The sequence below is a fragment of the Brevibacterium antiquum genome (assembly GCF_016107655.1).
Lineage (GTDB): Bacteria > Actinomycetota > Actinomycetes > Actinomycetales > Brevibacteriaceae > Brevibacterium > Brevibacterium antiquum.
In genome coordinates, this window is record NZ_JABASX010000005.1 from 18,348 (window position 1) to 34,520 (window position 16,173).

Below are 16,173 nucleotides of genomic sequence, written 5' to 3' on the forward strand. Positions count from 1 at the left end.
CCTCGGCGGAGGAGGGCAGTCGGATCGCATTTCGACTGCCGCGAAGATCCGCGAAGGAGACACACAATGGCTGCGAACCATCGCCCCGTCCTGCTCGCAATGGACTTTCAGAACGGCATCGCCGGTGATGAGGCCTTCACCAAGACCGGTGTCCTCGAACGCGCACGCGACGCCGTCGCTGCTGCCAGGGAGAAGGGCATCCCTGTCGTCTGGGTGCGCGTGGCACTGCGGGAAGGGCATCCGGAGCTCGCGGAGACCGCATCGTTCGTCCAGATCGCCGCCCACGGGGATCTCGACCAGACCCATGCCTCGACGAGCATCCACGACACTCTGGGCCGACACGAGGGCGAGCCGATCGTGACGAAGCGTCGCATCAGTGCCTTCACCGGCAGCGACCTCGAGGTGCTCCTGCGCGGCTACGGTGCCGACACACTCATCCTCACCGGCGTCGCCACGAGCGGAGTCGTCCTCTCAACCATCCGGCAAGCCGCAGATCTCGACTTCCGCCTGACGGTGCTCTCCGACGCCTGTGCCGATCGAGATGAAGGGGTGCACCGAGTGCTCACGGAGAAGGTCTTTCCCAAGCAGGCCACGGTACTCACCGTCGACGAATGGACTGCGCACGCCTGAAACCGGACTGCGCACACCTGAAACGCTGTCCTGGGCCAGATCGCGAGCTTGCCGCCAGCACCCTCAGGTTGCCGTGATCATCGAGAGCACACCTCAGCATCGAGAGCACACCTCAGCATCGAGCGGTCACGTTATAGCGTGGGCTGTCGACGCCAAGGTGTGCGCTCGACGCTGATCGGGTCTCAGAAGCTTGAGGGATCCTCGACATCGGCACCTGTCTGCACGGTGAAGCCGCGGCCCAGAACCTGCGGGTGCGGGTTCTCGATCGCCCGCGAATAGTGGCCGATGAGCTGTGAGCACACGCTCTTCCAGCTGCGGCTGAGCACCTGATGACGTCCGGCGACACCGAACGCCCGACGCTTCGCCTCATCGCCGAGGAGGTCCGTGACATGCCCGCGCATCGCGCTCAGATCCTTCGGAGTGTAGAGCCACCCCGTGTGGGAGGAGTCGACGAGATCCAGCGGGCCGCCTCGGGCGGGGGCGATGACGGGCACCTCGGAGGCCATGGCCTCCTGGATGGTCTGGCAGAAGGTCTCGAGCTCGCCGGGGGCGACCATGACATCGAAGCTCGCCACCGCCTGGGCCAGGGCATCGCCGCCCAGGAAACCAGCGAAGTGCGCATTCGGCAGTGAGCGTTCGAGCCGAGCCCGCCACGGTCCGTCGCCGACGATGACGAGCTTCGAGTCGGGCACGTCGTCCAGAACGGCCAGATCCTCAACCTGCTTCTCGGCCGCGAGTCGACCGACGTAGCCGATGATCTTCTCACCATCCGGTGCCACGAAGCGCCGCCAGGCCTCTGATCGGTGACTGGGGTCGAAACGGGAGGAATCGACACCGCGTGCCCACAGATCCACCTCGGCGACTCCGAGTCCGGACAGCTGATCGAGGGTGTAGCTCGATGGGACCAGAGTCAGGGAGGCGTGCTGATGGATATTGCGCACATGCGACCACAGCATGGCCTCGATACCGTGCATGCCGTACCGCGCGGCATAGGCAGGCACCTCGGTCTGATAGATCGCCACCGTCGGCAGATCGAGGCTCTGAGCGGCCAGGACGCCACGCCAGCCGAGCACGAAGGGGCTGGCCAGGTGGACGACGTCGGGGTTGAAGTTCTCCAGCAGTCGTTTGATGCGGCTGACCCCGCCGGGAGCCACACGGACCCGACGGTATTTCGGCAGGGCGATCGATGGAACACGGATGATGCGGGCTCCGGCGACCTCCTTGGGTCCGTCGCGGCGCGTGCCCGGTGCGATGATGAGGACGTCATCGCCGCGGTCGGCCAGATGGTCGAGGACGCGGAGGAGTGAGTGGGTGACCCCATTCATGTTGGGGAGGAAGGACTCTGCAATGATCGCTACTCTCACAGAACTCAGTTCACGCCCTCAGGGTGAAGGACGGGCGACATCGAGGCGTCTCTCCGGCGACCAAAGGCCGAAATCGCCGCGCACGTTCGGATCCGGAGTCGCTCACGGTTGGATCTGCCGCCGCTCGATCGGGGCTGCCGATGCGCACGATCAGGGGTGATGCAAAAACAGTGGGGATTCCGGTGACCAGCCGGCGGCTGGTTCGCGACGGGTCTGAACCCCGAGTAAACTTAAGTGTCGGGAATGCGAATGAGAGGGGAGGCGAGATTGGTCTGGTTCGTCGTCGGGGTATGCGTCCTCGCCCTCGTCGTCCTCGCACTGGCCCTCACCTTATTGAGGTTCAACCAGCTGTCGATGGCCCGCTCACTCTGCGATGAGGCCAAACGCCAGCTGCTGGTCGAACTCCGCGGTCGGCACGCCCTTGTGCCCGCCTACATCGGGACCCTGCAGCAGGTCACCACACGAGATCTCAGCACTGTCGAGCTTGCGCTCGCCTCGGCCGAGCGTGCACCGTTCGGCCCTCGCGGTGCGGCCGCGGAGCGCGCGCTGACCCGAGCCGTCGACGATGCGGCACAGATTCCCAGCCAGGTCAGCGACAGAGCCAGCGCCTCTGATTCGGCCCTGGCGATGCAGACGGGCCCCCGTGAAGAGCTCGACACAACGATCGCGCTTCTGCACGGCCAGCTGAACGTGCTGACCGAACGCATCCGGTCTGGGGCCCGCATCTACAACGCGAATGTCGATCTCTACCACCGTCAGCGCGAACGAGCCGTGTCGCGGATGTTCCAGAATGTGTTCAAGTCCCGCGAACCCTTCACCGAAGCCCGACCTGAGGGTCCCTCCGCCGAGGCGGAGCCTGAGCAGTCGTTCACCGAGGCGGAGTCTGAAGAACAGTCTGGAGCCCGGGACCACACGCGGCCAGCCGGATCATGACGCGGTTCCGCATCGACCTCGGCTACCGCGGCACCGACTTCCACGGCTGGGCGAAGCAACCCGGCCTGCGTACCGTACAGGCATCGCTCGAGGCTGGGCTGTCGCGGATCACCGGCGATGAGGTGGCCACCGTCGTTGCCGGACGCACCGACGCGGGCGTCCACGCGAGACGACAGACCGTCCACATCGACCTGCCCGCAGCAGGCATCGAGAAGCTCATCGGCAAGGCCTCCCGGTCCGCCGAGGCGGCTCTGCTGTCGCGTCTGCGCGGTGTCCTCACGGTCGATGACACCGATGACATCATCATCCATGCCGTATCCGAGGTGTCGGGGGACTTCGATGCCCGGTTCTCCGCACTGTGGCGGACCTATCAGTACAGACTCGCCGACCGTCGGTCCTTCATTGACCCGCTGCTGACCCCCGTGACGCTGCGGCACAAGGGCGAACTCGACGCCGAGGCGATGGCGGAGGCCGCGCGAGAGGCCCAGGGCCTGCACGACTTCCTTCCCTTCTGTAAGCCCCGGGCAGGTGCGACGACCATCCGCACCCTTCATGAGCTCGACGTCTCCCGGGATCAGGAAGCGGTCATCACGATCGATCTGCGTGCCGATGCGTTCTGCCACCACATGGTCCGTGCCCTGGTGGGCGGGCTGATCAAGGTCGGATCCGGCACTTGGCCGGTGACTCGTCCCGCCGAACTCCTCGCCGAGGCGGACGCCGGCATCGAACCCGATACGCCGATGTTCGTCACGCCTGCACACGGGCTCGTCCTCACCGGAGTGGGGTATCCCGAGGCAGAATTCTATGCCTCCCGCGCGGCCCAGACGATGGCGCGTCGCACTCAGGATTAGCGCCTCATGCTCAGTATGTGGCCCCTCATGCTCTGCATGTGATCAACGTCGGCTGGGTGCCTTGTCATCTTTTTGAGAGAATCCCTCTTCCCAGATGTGAAAAGCCTGTGTACATTCACATGTAGGTAACTCCCCGTTCTCTTCGGCACTGCAGGATGAGTCTGCTTGATCCTCGCGAGGCACAGTGGTTGTGCAGTGGATGAAATGACCAAAGGAACTTGAACACATGTCGCAACTTGTGATGAAGATGTTGGCAACAGGAGCGGCAGTGTCGATGTTGACGCTGCCAGGCGCCGCTCCTGCTGTTGCCTCGTCCCGCGGAGGTGATTCCGTCAGGGAAGCACCCGCCGCGGCCAGCCTTCCTGACCCATCCTCAGACAACTCGTCACCAGATGACTCATCCGATGCAGCCTCGTCCGCTGCCGACGCCGTAACCGGTGCCGACGACACTGCGGACAAGACCGCAGACAAGACTGCGGACAAGGACGCCTCTGCTCAGGCGGCAGCCGAGGGCACTAAAGTCCAGCTGCTCAACATCACCGACTTCCACGGACGCATCGCCGAGGCCGGCACGCAGCTCGCCTCGGTCGTCGAGGAAGAGCGTGCGAAGTATGCGGCGCAGGAAGGCACAGCCGGAACCGGGCTCCTCTCCGCCGGTGACAACATCGGAGCCTCCACCTACGTCTCCTCCTCTCAGCAGGACAGCCCGACACTGGACGTACTCAATGCCGTCGGCACCCAGGCTTCGGCCGTCGGCAACCACGAGTTCGACCAGGGCATCGACGATCTGACCGGCAGAGTCTCCTCCGAATCGGACTTTCCCTACCTTGCCGCCAACGTCTACGACAAGGGCACCACCGACGTCGTCGACGGGCTCGACGGCTATACGACGATCGATGTGGGCGGTGTGAAGGTCGCCGTCATCGGCGTCGTCACCAAGGACACCAAGTCCTTGGTCTCACCCGCCGGCATCGCCGGCCTCGATTTCGGTGACCCCACCGACGCCGTCAACCGTGTCGCCGGTGAGATCGAGGCTCTGCCCGATGACGAACAGCCGGATATGACGGTTGTCGAGGCCCACCTCGGCGCCTCGAGCACCGAGAGCCTGGGAGATGCGCAAGCATCGAACGCCGAATTCGACAAGCTCGTGACGCAAGCAGATGCGTCCGTCGACGTGCTCTTCACCGGCCACACCCACCTGCCGTACTCGTTCGAGGCCCCTGTGCCCGGCGAACCCGACCGGACTCGCCCCGTGGTCGAGGCCGGCAGCTACGGCGAATACGTCGGCCAGGTCCAGCTCGAAGCAGATGTCGAGGGAAACTGGACGACCGAGAACTCCGATCTCATCAAAACGGAGAAGAAGAGCTACGATTCGCCCGTTGTCGATGAAGTCGCGAAGATCATCGCGGATGCCGATGAGAAGGCGAAGGTCCCGGGCTCTGTCGTTGCAGGTGAGATCAGCGAGGACATCACACGCGCTACGAAAGGCGGCGAAGAGGACCGCGGTGCGGAGAGCACCCTGGGCAACCTCGTCGCTGACGCCCTCAAGGACGGAGTCGAAGGCACACAGCTCGACGAGGCCGACTTCGGCATCACGAACCCGGGCGGACTGCGCACGGACCTCAGATGCGATGACATCCACAACACCGAGGACAAATGCGAAGTCACGGCCGCTGAACTCAGCTCGGTCCTGCCCTTTGCCAATGACCATGGTGTCGTGACGATGCAGGGCTCCGACGTCATCGGGCTGTTCGAAGAGCAGTGGCAGCCACCAGATGCCTCGCGGCCGTTCCTCCACCTCGGCATCTCCGAGGAGCTCGAAGTCGTCTACGACTCCGATGCGGCCGAGGGCGAGCACGTGAAGTCGGTCGAGGTCGATGGCAAGAAGCTCGACCCGGACAAGGAGTACAGGGTTGCGACGCTGAGCTTCCTCGCCGCCGGGGGAGACAACTTCTCCTCCTTTGCCAATGGTGACTTCGAACTCTCCGGACTCACTGACTTCGAGACCTGGGTCGACTACTTCGAGAAGACTACTGACGAGAACGAGAAGGTCTCGCCGGACAATGACGAACGCCAGGCCGATCTGACGAAGGACGTCATCGACAACGGTGACCTCACGGTCGATCTCGCTGCCCCTGACAGTGGCCTCGAGCCCGGTGAGAGCAAGGACTTCGTTCTCAACACCACCGCCGAGGCGGAAGTTCCAGGACCGGTCGATGTGACCGTTGACCTGCCCGAGGGATACACCGTCAGCGCCGCTGATCCTCAAGCTGGTTCTCAATCGGACGGAGCCCAGAAGGCAGCGAAGTCGGAGACGGCGAAGGCTCCCGAGGTGAAGGTCGACGCTGCGGCGAAGACGATGACCTTGGAATCGATCCCAGCCGGTGCCAGCGACGTCGCCATCAATGTCACCGCACCCGATGATGCCTCCGGTGAGGTCACCGTCGAGGTCGGTCTGAAGGCCGGCGAGGGCGAGTGGTGGGATGACAACCCGCTGCCGGTCAGCCACGAATTCGAGGCCACGGCACAGATCGGCGATGAGGCGAATGCTGCGGCCGGCGATGATAGCGGTGTCGATGGCACCTCTGACGTTGCAGGATCGGATGCCAACTCCAACTCCAACGCCAGCGCCGACGGTGGTGCCGGTGGTGACGACGCATCGGGATCGGATGCGAATGCCGACGGCGCGAACGCGGACGTCTCCGGAGCCACCTCGGCGAATGCGGATGGCAGTGGAGTCGAAGCCGACGGTTCGAAGGACGGCAGGGACCTGCCTCGCACCGGCTTCGAAGCCTTGAACCTCGTGGCTGCGGCACTCGCACTCATCGTTGCGGGCAGCATGGCCGTGACCATGGTGCGTCGGCGCAAGACCACCGTGTGAATCAGATGCGGGATTGTTCCGTCTGACCGTCGCTGTCTGCCGTCTGCTTCGTCTCGAAGGTTTCGAGGTGGACGAGGACGGGGACGAGGAAGAGGATGCCCACGGCAGGGACGACGATTCCCGAGTCGTTGATGATCGTGCCGACGCCCAGCAGGATGGCCAAGCTGATCATGCCCGCTCGCAGCAGTGGGATCCGATTGTAGGCGTCGGTCATTCCCTGCAGCGAGAAGCGCTGCGGTTCCAGTGCCAGCCAGAACACGCCGATGATGATGAGCGGCAGGACCAGCGTCATCCACGACTGGGTCAGGATGTCGATATTCATGCCGATCTTGCGGGCCAGCACGCTCAGGGCCTCGCCGCTGATGATGGAGTCGAAGAAGCGGCCGAAGTGAGTGCGCTGATCGGCGGGACGCAGCCAGTCGATGAACAGGACCGTCAGCATGACGAAGCCTGCGATGCCCACGGTCAGTCCCATGCGTTTGAGCGAGAATCGGATTCCCGCGGCCGCGAGGACGAGGTAGGCGACGCCGATGATCAGCGTCGGGACGGACCCGAACTTCGTGCCCAGTCCCGGGGCGGCCAGGATGACGCTCGAGACGAGGATCGGCACGGTGACGATGATGATGCGCATGATCGGTCTCGTCGTCAGCGATGCGAAGCCGGCCACGGCCAGCAGCAGAGCACAGCAGTAGAGCGCGAGAGCGGAATTTCCGATGCCGTAGAACCTCGATGCGATGAGCAGCGGTTCGCCCAGAAGCGTCGACATCTGGAGCTGAGAACCGGTGGTGACGTCGTAGGCGAGGACGAGGACCGTGACGACGCTGACGAAGAGCACCGGCCCGAGTTTGTACCCACGCCACGGACCCAGCAGCGCGATGGCCCCGAGTATCAGTGACCAGCCGGCCAAGGCTCCCAGCATCGCAATATCAGGGTTGGTCGCTCTCTCCCAGGGCACGGTGTTGACCAGATAGGTCGACACCGGCATGGCTGCGAAGACGATGCCCAGCCGGTAGGCCCCGGAATGGACGAGGGCGCGATGGTTCTTGCGCAGGAACCAGGCCAGGATCAGCAGGCCGACCATGAGGGAGGCGACGACGGGGAAGAACCAGGTGGACAGCTCGTTCTGGGTCTTCACCGCCACCTGACGGTCGAGAACGGCCTGGAAGCGCGACTCCCAGCTGCTGTCTGCGCTCTGGTTGGCCATCGGGGCGCCGGCCGCGTTTCGCATGGCCTGCCCGTCGCTGAGTTCGACGAGCGTCGGGGCGATATCGGGCACCTGGATGAGGCCCGGTTGGCGAGTCGACGAAGAGCTCAGCAGTCCGGCAGTCCCGCCAGGACGCAGCATCATGGTCGACTGCATCGACGAGCTCTTGCCCGAACCGTCGGCGATCGACGAGAAGATGATCGGCGAGGTGCCCACTCTCAGACGTTCGGGGTCGTCACCGTCGACCCAGCCAGCGGCTGCCAGAATCTCTCCAACATGTGTGTCAAGTGCCTTGAGGGAGTACCCGTCCGAGGTGGTGTCGCCGAGGTCGACGAGTGTGAGCTCACCGTTCTGTGAAGCCCGATTCGCCTTCTGGGCCAAGTCGTCGCCGATCGGTGACCAGTTGTCGACATTGCCCCTGTGGTCGGCCGCCGCGATCGCGGCACCGGGACCGAAGGCAGCGATGTCGGGCACCGACTCCGCCAGATCGCCGAGACCGGCGTCGTAGTTGTCGCTTCTGGCGACCTGGGCATAGACGTCCCAGTCGGAGACCCAGCCGTCGAGCGGCGGAGCCGGTTCGCGGCACTGTTCACGGGGTTCGTCGGCGGCCCGCCGTCCCGAACCCACGCCGAGCCAACCGTCGACGGGGCAGCTGGTCGCCCGTACGCTGCGGGGAGTGATGGTGCCGATCTGCGCGGTCTGCATCATCCTCCACAGATTCGGAGTGGTGCGTGGATCGAGGTCCTCGAAGCTGAACCCGGAGACGCCGATGAAGATGGGACCCTTGCCCGCCGAGGCGGCTTCCGCTTCCGATGTGCTCTGTCCATCGATGCCCCGAGTCGGCGCGGCTTGAGAGACCTGCGGCATCCCGAGGACGAGCAGGGCGATGACGAAGAGTCCGAGCAGCATGCGCACGGACAGCGAGGATGTTCTCATGCTCGATCCGCCTTCTTACCGGCGAGAGACTTCACTGCGACTTCCTCTGTCGCGTATTCGGCGCTCAGCGCCAGCAGGTAGGGCAGGAGCACCATGGCACCCGTCGAGGGCACGGCGATGCCGGAGTCCGTGAGCACCAGTCCCACGGCCATGCCTGTGACTGCGGCGAGGAAGCCGAAGTGGACGTCCTGGTCCCAGAAGACCTGCGGCAGGCGTCCCCGCCACTTGTTCGCCAGACGACCGGCGCGACTGGTGGCAGCGATGCTGGGGAAGTGGAGCAGATAACGGAGGAAGAACAGGATGGCGATGACCGCGAGGGGAGTCACGATCGCCAACGCCGGGTTGATCTGCATGATGTGGAGATTGGCGCCGAGCTTCCGCCCGACCACCTGCAGCGCCTCACCGGTGACGATCTGGTCGAAGAAATTCCCGAAGTGCGACCTGGCCCCCGGCTCACGCAGCCAGTCGAGGAACGCGATGCCCAGCAGCACGGCCAAGGAGGCCAGCCCGATGAGTATGAGGCGGAAGATGGAGAGGCGGATGCGACTGACGAGAGCCAGCAGCACGAGAAGGCCGGCCAAGGTGGCGATCGTGCCGCCGAACTTCGCTCCCCAGGACGGATTTCCGGACACGAACACCGCAAACAGTCCGAGGACGAGGGGAAGGATGACCACCATCCGGCGATGCCCCTTGGTCCGCAGCCAGGAGATCGCAAGACCCAGGAAGATGAAGAGGCTGACGATGAAGATCGCCGCACCCTGATTGCCCAGGCCGTAGTAGCGGCCGCCGACGATCGGGTTGTAGCCCAGCAGCGAGTTCCCCTGCAGATGCGAACCGGTGATGAGGTCTGCGGAGAGGACGAGGAAGCTCAGCAGCGAGAGTGCGGCCACACGTCCGCGCCAGGTCCGACCCCACGGGGGAAGCAGCGAGGCACCGAAGAGCAGCGCGGCCGAGACTGCGATCGAAACACTGAGGCCGAACCCGGGGTGCGGGAGTCTGGCCCACGGGAACAGGCCGGCCAGGAATGCGCTCATCGGCAGGGTCGCCACCGCGAGCGAGGTCCAGGCGAGGAATCTGTGCACGGTCGGGGCGATCGTCGCACCGCCTCGGCGACCGAGGAGATTCCGGCTCAGGAGGAGCCCGCACAGGATGAACAGAAGATAGAAGGTGATGTCGAGGAGCAGGGAGAACGTCGACAGGTGCTGGTAGATCGACGTCGCCTTCTGGGACTCGGACACGAGGTCGTCGATGCGTTCCTGCGGGTCGTCATCGGTGGGTGTGTTGTCGAAGGAGATGCCGCTGGGGGAGGAGACGCCGAACTGGTCGAGGATTCCCGGGGCGATGTCCGTGAGCTGCAGGAGGCCGGGGGTGCGGGTACTGGCCGAGGACAGGCTGCCTGGTTCGTAGCCGGGACCGGAGGCGATGAATGCACGCAGCTGCGGCAGACTCGAGCTGTCGCCGAGGCCGGCGACCATGATCGTGGGCTCTTCACTTCCCGGTGTCGCTGAATCGCGGGCCTCCTCCAGCTTGGCGCCCAGACGTTCGTCGGCCTCGGCGACGCGTTCCTCGCGATCGAAGAACACGGGGACGGTGTAGGAGTATTCGGGGATCGGATCGTAGAGCCAGGCCGAAGAGCCGATCGAGCCCAGATCGACGAGGTCGAGCCGGCAGTCCGTGGCCGCGGCGTCATCGGTGTAGTTGGCCACGATGCCGTTCTCGTCGGCCACGGCGTAGGCCGCTCCCGGGCCCTCGGCGGCGACGCAGGATTTCAGCTCTGAGTCGCCTCCTGATGTCCCCTGCTCTCGGACGAGGCGGGCGAGCATCCCGTAGTCCACCGAGTAGCCGGAGTCGACGTTCGGCTCCTTGATGGACTCGAAGTCCTCGATCGTCGCGGTGGCCGTGCCCTCAGCGGAACTGTCGGCGAGATCTTCATCACTCGATCTCTGTGCCTCGGCGCCTGATTTCGAGGCGTCATCCGCATCATCCAGTGCCTTCTTCACGACACCGTCGCTGGTCGACGGGGCACTCAGAGGGGGACAGGTGGCCCTGTTGCCTTCCTGCTCCGGATCGGTGGGTGGGCCCGCCTGGGCGCGGGCGCCGGCGCCCATGGACAGCCAGCCGGAGCCGGGGCAGGTAGCCGAGCCGATGGTGCGCACATTGAGGTTGGCAGCCGACCCCTCGGAGAGGAGCTTATAGAGGTTGGGCGTGCGCACAGGATCGATATCGTTGATGGTCAGACCGGGTATGCCGTAGACGATGGTCTTGCCGGCAGGCCCCTGTGAGCCTGCCGAATCCTCACCCGATGTTTCGGTGTTTCCCGATGCTGCGGTGGCTGACGATGCTGCGGTGCTCGCAGCCGATGCGGAGGGTGATTCGGTGGCCGCTGACTCCTGGGCAGCGGCGGCCGGTGTGAGTGCCGGTCCGAGGACGAGGATCAAGAGCCCGAGAACTGATCCCAGCACCAGGAGTCTGAATGTGGGAAGGCGCGTGGGCACGAGGGATGGAGGCGGCACAGCTCAATAGTATCGGCTCAGCTTTCCACCCGCTCTGGCACTGGCCTGAGCGTTTGCTCCGCGGGAGAGAATGCATGTATATTTGATTGTCGTTGTGTGTGTCCGTCGTGCTCCCTTACATAGCCTCATGCGTTGCAGGCCCGTAGGTGAGGGGACGACTTCGATGGACAGACCCGATTCAAGACAACGAGTGCCTTGACTCATCAGACTCACGACCGGATGAGTCATCAGCACTACACCAAGAGATACGAAAAGAAGGCTACTTTTGCGTACGTTCACACCCAAGCCCGGCGATATTGAGCGCCAGTGGCACGTCATTGACGCCACTGACCAGGTGCTCGGTCGTCTTGCTGCCCAGGTTGCACGCCTGTTGCGCGGCAAGCACAAGACCACCTTTGCTCCTCATATCGACACCGGTGACTTCGTCATCATCATCAATGCAGACAAGGTCGCATTGACCGGTGCGAAGCTCGATCAGAAGCGCGCTTACCACCACTCGGGTTACCCGGGCGGTCTGAAGAGCGTCAACTACGCCGAGCTTCTCGCCACCAATCCCGAGCGCGCAGTCGAAAAGGCTGTCGGCGGTATGGTTCCGAAGACTCGTCTCGGACGTGCCCAGATGCAGAAGCTGAAGGTGTACCAGGGTGGAGAGCACCCACACGCCGCTCAGAATCCGCAGCCGTACGAACTCAGCCAGGTCGCGCAGTAAAGCGCGCCCCAGCTCTAGACATACCGAGGAGAACCGTGGCTGAAGAAACCACTACTGCGACAGAATCTGTCGAAGAACCAACCGTCACCGAATACACGTCTGAGACCCCTGAGTCAGCTGGCCTGGGCGAGCAGACCGCTGGTGGACGCGGACAGTCCCTGACCGCTCCCGGCAGCGCAGTCGGACGTCGCAAGCAGGCAATTGCTCGCGTCCGCCTGATCCCCGGATCCGGTGAATGGACCATCAACGGACGCACTCTCGAAGAGTACTTCCCGAACAAGCTGCACCAGCAGCTCGTCAACGAGCCCTTCCGCCTACTCGACCTCGAAGGACGTTTCGACGTCATCGTGCGCATCGGCGGCGGCGGACCTTCCGGCCAGGCCGGAGCCGTTCGTCTGGGCATCGCCCGTTCGCTCAACCAGATCGACGAAGAGTCGAACCGTGCTGAGCTGAAGAAGGCAGGCTACCTGCGCCGCGACGCACGCGTCCCCGAGCGCAAGAAGGCCGGTCTCAAGAAGGCACGTAAGGCACCTCAGTTCTCGAAGCGCTGATTCTGCTGTCAGGACTGCGCCTGGTCTGCCGCTGAAGCGCAGCCTCCGACAGTTCAGCTCGAAGAACACCGCAATGCGGCCCCGAACCGGATTCGGGGCCGCATTTCGTGCATTCACATGCTTTTCGCCCCCCCTCGCCTGGACACAGGCAGCTTCATCTCATACCGATTTCGCGGGTCGTACGGTCCGGCACCACCGCCTCGGCGGCGCCATGGACTAATATCGACGAGAAATTGAGGAAAGGACTTTCCATGACACGACTCTTCGGCACCGACGGTGTCCGTGGACTTGCCAACCGCGACATCTCCGCCCGGCTGGCACTCCAACTCTCCGTTGCAGGCTCGCGGGTTCTGACCCGCGGTTGGCCGGAGGGCAAGCGCCCCTTCGCCGTCGTCGGCCGCGACACTCGAGTCTCCGGTGAGTTCCTCTCCGCCGCGATCTCCGCGGGCATCGCCTCCGCCGGAGTCGACGTGCTCGACGCAGGAATGCTGCCCACCCCCGGCATCGCCAGCGTCGTAGCGGACACCGGTGCCGCCTTCGGCGTCGTCATCTCCGCCTCCCACAATCCGATGCCGGACAACGGCATCAAGTTCTTCGCAGCAGGCGGGACGAAGCTCGATGACTCCGTCGAGGACTCGATCCTTGCAATCCTCGACGAGGATTGGGTCCGTCCCACCGGCGCCGAGGTTGGTCGCATTTCCCGTTACCCCGCCGCTGCCGACGAATACACGGAGAAGCTCGTGCGGTCCCTCGACGCCGAGGGCACACGTCCCCTCTCCGGGCTCAAGGTCGTCGTCGACTGCGCTCACGGTGCCGCGTCCATCGTCGGACCCGCTGCCCTGCGCCAGGCCGGTGCCGAAGTCATCGTCTCCGCCGCCGAACCCGATGGCTTCAACATCAACGACGGGGTCGGCTCCACTCACCTCGAACCGCTCCAGCGTCTCGTCGTCGAAACCCAGTCCGATCTGGGTGTGGCCTTCGACGGCGACGCCGACCGATGCCTGGCCGTGGACTCACTGGGTCGTGTCATCAACGGTGACCAGCTCATGGGCATTCTGGCGATCGGCCTCAAGGAGCTCGGCGAGCTGAAGGGCAACACGCTCGTGACGACCGTGATGTCGAACATCGGCCTCAGACACGCGATGGACAAGTACTCGATTGAGACCGTCCAGACCGCCGTCGGTGACCGCTACGTCCTCGAACGCATGCTGGCAGACGGCTACGTCCTCGGAGGGGAGCAGTCCGGGCACGTGCTCATGCTCGACCACGGCACGACCGGCGACGGCGTGCAGACGGCTCTGCACCTGATGAAGCGCATGGCCGATTCGAAGCGGACGCTGGCCGATCTGGCCGCCGAGATCCCGCAGCTTCCCCAAGCACTCGTCAACGTCAAGGGCGTCGACAAGCACGGTGTGGACCACCCGAAGGTCACGGCCGAAGTCAACGCCGTCGAGGCCGAACTCGAAGGTTCGGGTCGTGTGCTGCTGCGGGCCTCGGGCACCGAGGCACTGATCCGCGTCATGGTCGAAGCAGAGACCGAAGACATCGCCCAGGCTCAGGCCGAACGTCTGGCCGCCAACGTCAAGGACAACCTGGGGCTGTAGGAAATCTGAGCTCAGCTCGCGGCGAACTGGGTGGCGTAGAGCTCCGCGTAGCGACCGCCCTGGGCCAGCAGCTCGTTATGAGAACCCGACTCGACGATGCGACCGGCCTCGACGACGAGGATGGTGTCGGCCTGGCGGATCGTGGAGAGCCTGTGCGCGATGACCATGGCGGTGCGGCCGCTCATGGCACGAGACAGCGCCTGCTGGACTGCCGCCTCATTCGTCGAGTCCAGGGCAGAGGTCGCCTCATCGAGGACGACGACCTCTGGGGCGGCCAACAGCATCCGAGCGATCGTCAGACGCTGACGCTCACCACCGGAGAGTCTGTAGCCGCGCTCACCGACGATCGTGTCCAAGCCATCGGGCAGCGAGGCGATGACGTCGTGGAGCTGCGCGCCGTCGATGGCCTCATACAGCTCAGCATCCGTGGCCTCCGGCTTCGCCAAGGACAGGTTCGCCCGGATGGATTCGTGGAACACATGCCCGTCCTGAGTGACCACGCCGACGGTGCTGCGCAGCGTCTGGGCAGAGAGCTCGCGCACGTCGACCCCACCGATCGTGATCGACCCGGAGGTGACGTCGTAGAGACGGGGCAGCAGCGAGGCGATCGTCGATTTCCCGGCGCCCGAGGAGCCGACCAGGGCGACGGTGTGCCCAGCTGGGATCGTGAAGTTCAGGGCGTGGAGGACCTCGTCGCCGCCTCTGGTGTCGAGCACTGAGACATCCTCGAGGCTGGCGAGGCTGACCTGTTCGGCGCTGGGGTAGGCGAAGTCGACGTTGGAGAATGTCACATCAAGACCACCGGAGGGCAGCGACTTCGGTGCCTTGGGCTCCTTGATGAGGGGGACGAGATCGAGGATCTCGAAAACGCGCTGGAAGCTGACGACGGCGCTCATGATGTCCAGTCGAGCGTTGGCCAGCATAGTCAGCGGCGTGTAGAGCCGGGTCAGGAGCAGTGCGAGGGTGACGACCTGGCCGGCGTTGAGGTTGCCCACCACCGCCTGGGCACCGCCGATGCCGTAGACGAGGGCCAAAGCGAGGGCGGAGACGAGCGTCAGCGAGGACACGAACGTCGACTGCAGCATGGCCACCTTGACGCCGATGTCGCGGACCTGAGCGGCACGGTCGGAGAACTCCTCGTTTTCGGTCTTGGGGTTGCCGAAGAGCTTGACCAGGGTCGCACCTCCCGCGGAGAACCGTTCGGTCATCCGCGTCGACATGCTCGCAGAGTTGTCTGCGGCCTGGAACTGCAGAGAGGCAAGCTTTCCGCTGAGCAGCTTGGTGGGGATGATGAAGAGCGGCAGCAGGAGGATCGACATGACGGTGACCTGCCAGGAGATGGTGACCATCACGCCGACGGTCAGCACCAGGGAGACGAAATTCGACACGATGCCCGACAGCGTGTTGGAGAAAGCACGCTGGGCTCCGATGACATCGGTGTTCAGACGTGAGACCAGGGCACCGGTGCGGGTGCGATTGAAGAACGCGATCGGCATCTTCTGCACATGATCGTAGACCGCGGTGCGCAGATCGAAGATGAGACCCTCGCCGATCTGCGAAGAGAGGTACCTGTTGAAGATCGAGATCGCGGCGTCCGCGATCGCCAGACCCCCGATCGCCACGGCCAGCCAGATGACGGTCTCGACGGGTCCGCCACTGGTGATCGCATTGACGACGTCACCGGCGAGGACGGGGTTGAGGACGCCGATGACGGCCGTGCCGACGGACAGCGTGAGGAAGACGATGAGCTTCTTCTTGTGCCTGGTCGCGAACGAGGCGATGCGACGGTAGGTGCCCGGCTTGATCGAGGTCTGCGGAGTTCTCTTACTCGACACCGAGGTGTACATCACCCTGTGCGCTGACTGCATACTCATCTCGTCGCCTCCCTCACCCGGCCCTTCCCGGGCAGGTCCGAACGTTCACAGACTTCAACCACCGGACCTGCAGATCTATTTCTCAATCAGCTCAGGGCGAAGTTCCACCGTGAAGCAGCCGAC

At 64.4% G+C, this 16,173-nt stretch carries 11 protein-coding genes; 7 read left to right on the top strand and 4 right to left on the bottom strand.

The features are described 5' to 3' along the window. Positions 1 to 66: 66 nt before the first annotated feature. A complete protein-coding gene (locus tag JFC13_RS09460) occupies positions 67 to 630 on the top strand; it encodes a cysteine hydrolase family protein (RefSeq protein WP_198396847.1) in 564 nt (187 codons plus the stop codon). Positions 631 to 812: 182 nt separating this feature from the next. Here JFC13_RS09460 and JFC13_RS09465 read toward each other — a convergent pair whose 3' ends face one another. Continuing rightward, complete coding sequence (locus JFC13_RS09465) at positions 813 to 1,994, bottom strand: glycosyltransferase family 4 protein (protein ID WP_332839378.1); 1,182 nt, start codon at positions 1,992 to 1,994, stop codon at positions 813 to 815. 249 nt (positions 1,995 to 2,243) lie between these two features. Here JFC13_RS09465 and JFC13_RS09470 point away from each other — a divergent pair, with 249 nt between their 5' ends. The 3 genes from JFC13_RS09470 to JFC13_RS09480 all read left to right on the top strand — a co-directional run bounded on the left by JFC13_RS09470 (position 2,244) and on the right by JFC13_RS09480 (position 6,659). Beyond that, complete coding sequence (locus tag JFC13_RS09470; protein WP_198396848.1) at positions 2,244 to 2,927, top strand: LemA family protein; 684 nt, start codon at positions 2,244 to 2,246, stop codon at positions 2,925 to 2,927. Further along, on the top strand, positions 2,924 to 3,778 hold the full coding sequence (gene truA / locus JFC13_RS09475) for a tRNA pseudouridine(38-40) synthase TruA (RefSeq protein ID WP_198396849.1): 855 nt from the start codon (positions 2,924 to 2,926) through the stop codon (positions 3,776 to 3,778). Before JFC13_RS09470 ends, truA begins: the two co-directional genes overlap by 4 nt. A gap of 226 nt (positions 3,779 to 4,004) precedes the next feature. Continuing rightward, complete coding sequence (locus JFC13_RS09480; RefSeq protein WP_198396850.1) at positions 4,005 to 6,659, top strand: bifunctional metallophosphatase/5'-nucleotidase; 2,655 nt, start codon at positions 4,005 to 4,007, stop codon at positions 6,657 to 6,659. Position 6,660: 1 nt separating this feature from the next. On the opposite strand, the gene JFC13_RS09485 is transcribed toward JFC13_RS09480, so the two are convergent. Together JFC13_RS09485 and JFC13_RS09490 are read right to left on the bottom strand one after the other, a co-directional pair. Then, positions 6,661 to 8,799 carry a hypothetical protein gene (locus JFC13_RS09485; RefSeq protein WP_198396851.1) on the bottom strand — a complete coding sequence of 713 codons (2,139 nt, stop codon included), beginning with the start codon at positions 8,797 to 8,799 and terminating at the stop codon, positions 6,661 to 6,663. Then, complete coding sequence (locus JFC13_RS09490; RefSeq protein ID WP_198396852.1) at positions 8,796 to 11,312, bottom strand: hypothetical protein; 2,517 nt, start codon at positions 11,310 to 11,312, stop codon at positions 8,796 to 8,798. Before JFC13_RS09490 ends, JFC13_RS09485 begins: the two co-directional genes overlap by 4 nt. Before the next feature lie 265 nt (positions 11,313 to 11,577). Here JFC13_RS09490 and rplM point away from each other — a divergent pair, with 265 nt between their 5' ends. The 3 genes from rplM to glmM all read left to right on the top strand — a co-directional run bounded on the left by rplM (position 11,578) and on the right by glmM (position 14,176). Beyond that, the gene (gene rplM / locus JFC13_RS09495) at positions 11,578 to 12,021 is read left to right on the top strand and encodes a 50S ribosomal protein L13 (protein WP_009883872.1); all 444 of its coding nucleotides are present in this window, start codon (positions 11,578 to 11,580) and stop codon (positions 12,019 to 12,021) included. Positions 12,022 to 12,056: 35 nt separating this feature from the next. Next, a complete protein-coding gene (gene rpsI / locus JFC13_RS09500) occupies positions 12,057 to 12,572 on the top strand; it encodes a 30S ribosomal protein S9 (protein WP_235346413.1) in 516 nt (171 codons plus the stop codon). Positions 12,573 to 12,823: 251 nt separating this feature from the next. Continuing rightward, positions 12,824 to 14,176 (top strand): phosphoglucosamine mutase, encoded by a 1,353-nt coding sequence (glmM, locus tag JFC13_RS09505; RefSeq protein WP_198396853.1) that lies wholly within the window; start codon positions 12,824 to 12,826, stop codon positions 14,174 to 14,176. 11 nt (positions 14,177 to 14,187) lie between these two features. On the opposite strand, the gene JFC13_RS09510 is transcribed toward glmM, so the two are convergent. After that, positions 14,188 to 16,050, bottom strand: a complete 1,863-nt coding sequence (locus JFC13_RS09510; RefSeq protein WP_198396854.1) for an ABC transporter ATP-binding protein — start codon at positions 16,048 to 16,050, stop codon at positions 14,188 to 14,190. Positions 16,051 to 16,173: the final 123 nt, after the last annotated feature.

Excerpts from the sequence above, each read along its gene's own strand:
- JFC13_RS09460 (WP_198396847.1), top strand. The coding sequence starts at position 67 with ATGGCTGCGAACCATCGCCCCGTCCTGCTCGCAATGGACTTTCAGAAC.
- JFC13_RS09470 (WP_198396848.1), top strand. The coding sequence starts at position 2,244 with ATGAGAGGGGAGGCGAGATTGGTCTGGTTCGTCGTCGGGGTATGCGTC.
- truA (WP_198396849.1), top strand. The coding sequence starts at position 2,924 with ATGACGCGGTTCCGCATCGACCTCGGCTACCGCGGCACCGACTTCCAC.
- JFC13_RS09480 (WP_198396850.1), top strand. The coding sequence starts at position 4,005 with ATGTCGCAACTTGTGATGAAGATGTTGGCAACAGGAGCGGCAGTGTCG.
- JFC13_RS09485 (WP_198396851.1), bottom strand. The coding sequence starts at position 8,799 with ATGAGAACATCCTCGCTGTCCGTGCGCATGCTGCTCGGACTCTTCGTC.
- glmM (WP_198396853.1), top strand. The coding sequence starts at position 12,824 with ATGACACGACTCTTCGGCACCGACGGTGTCCGTGGACTTGCCAACCGC.
- JFC13_RS09510 (WP_198396854.1), bottom strand. The coding sequence starts at position 16,050 with ATGAGTATGCAGTCAGCGCACAGGGTGATGTACACCTCGGTGTCGAGT.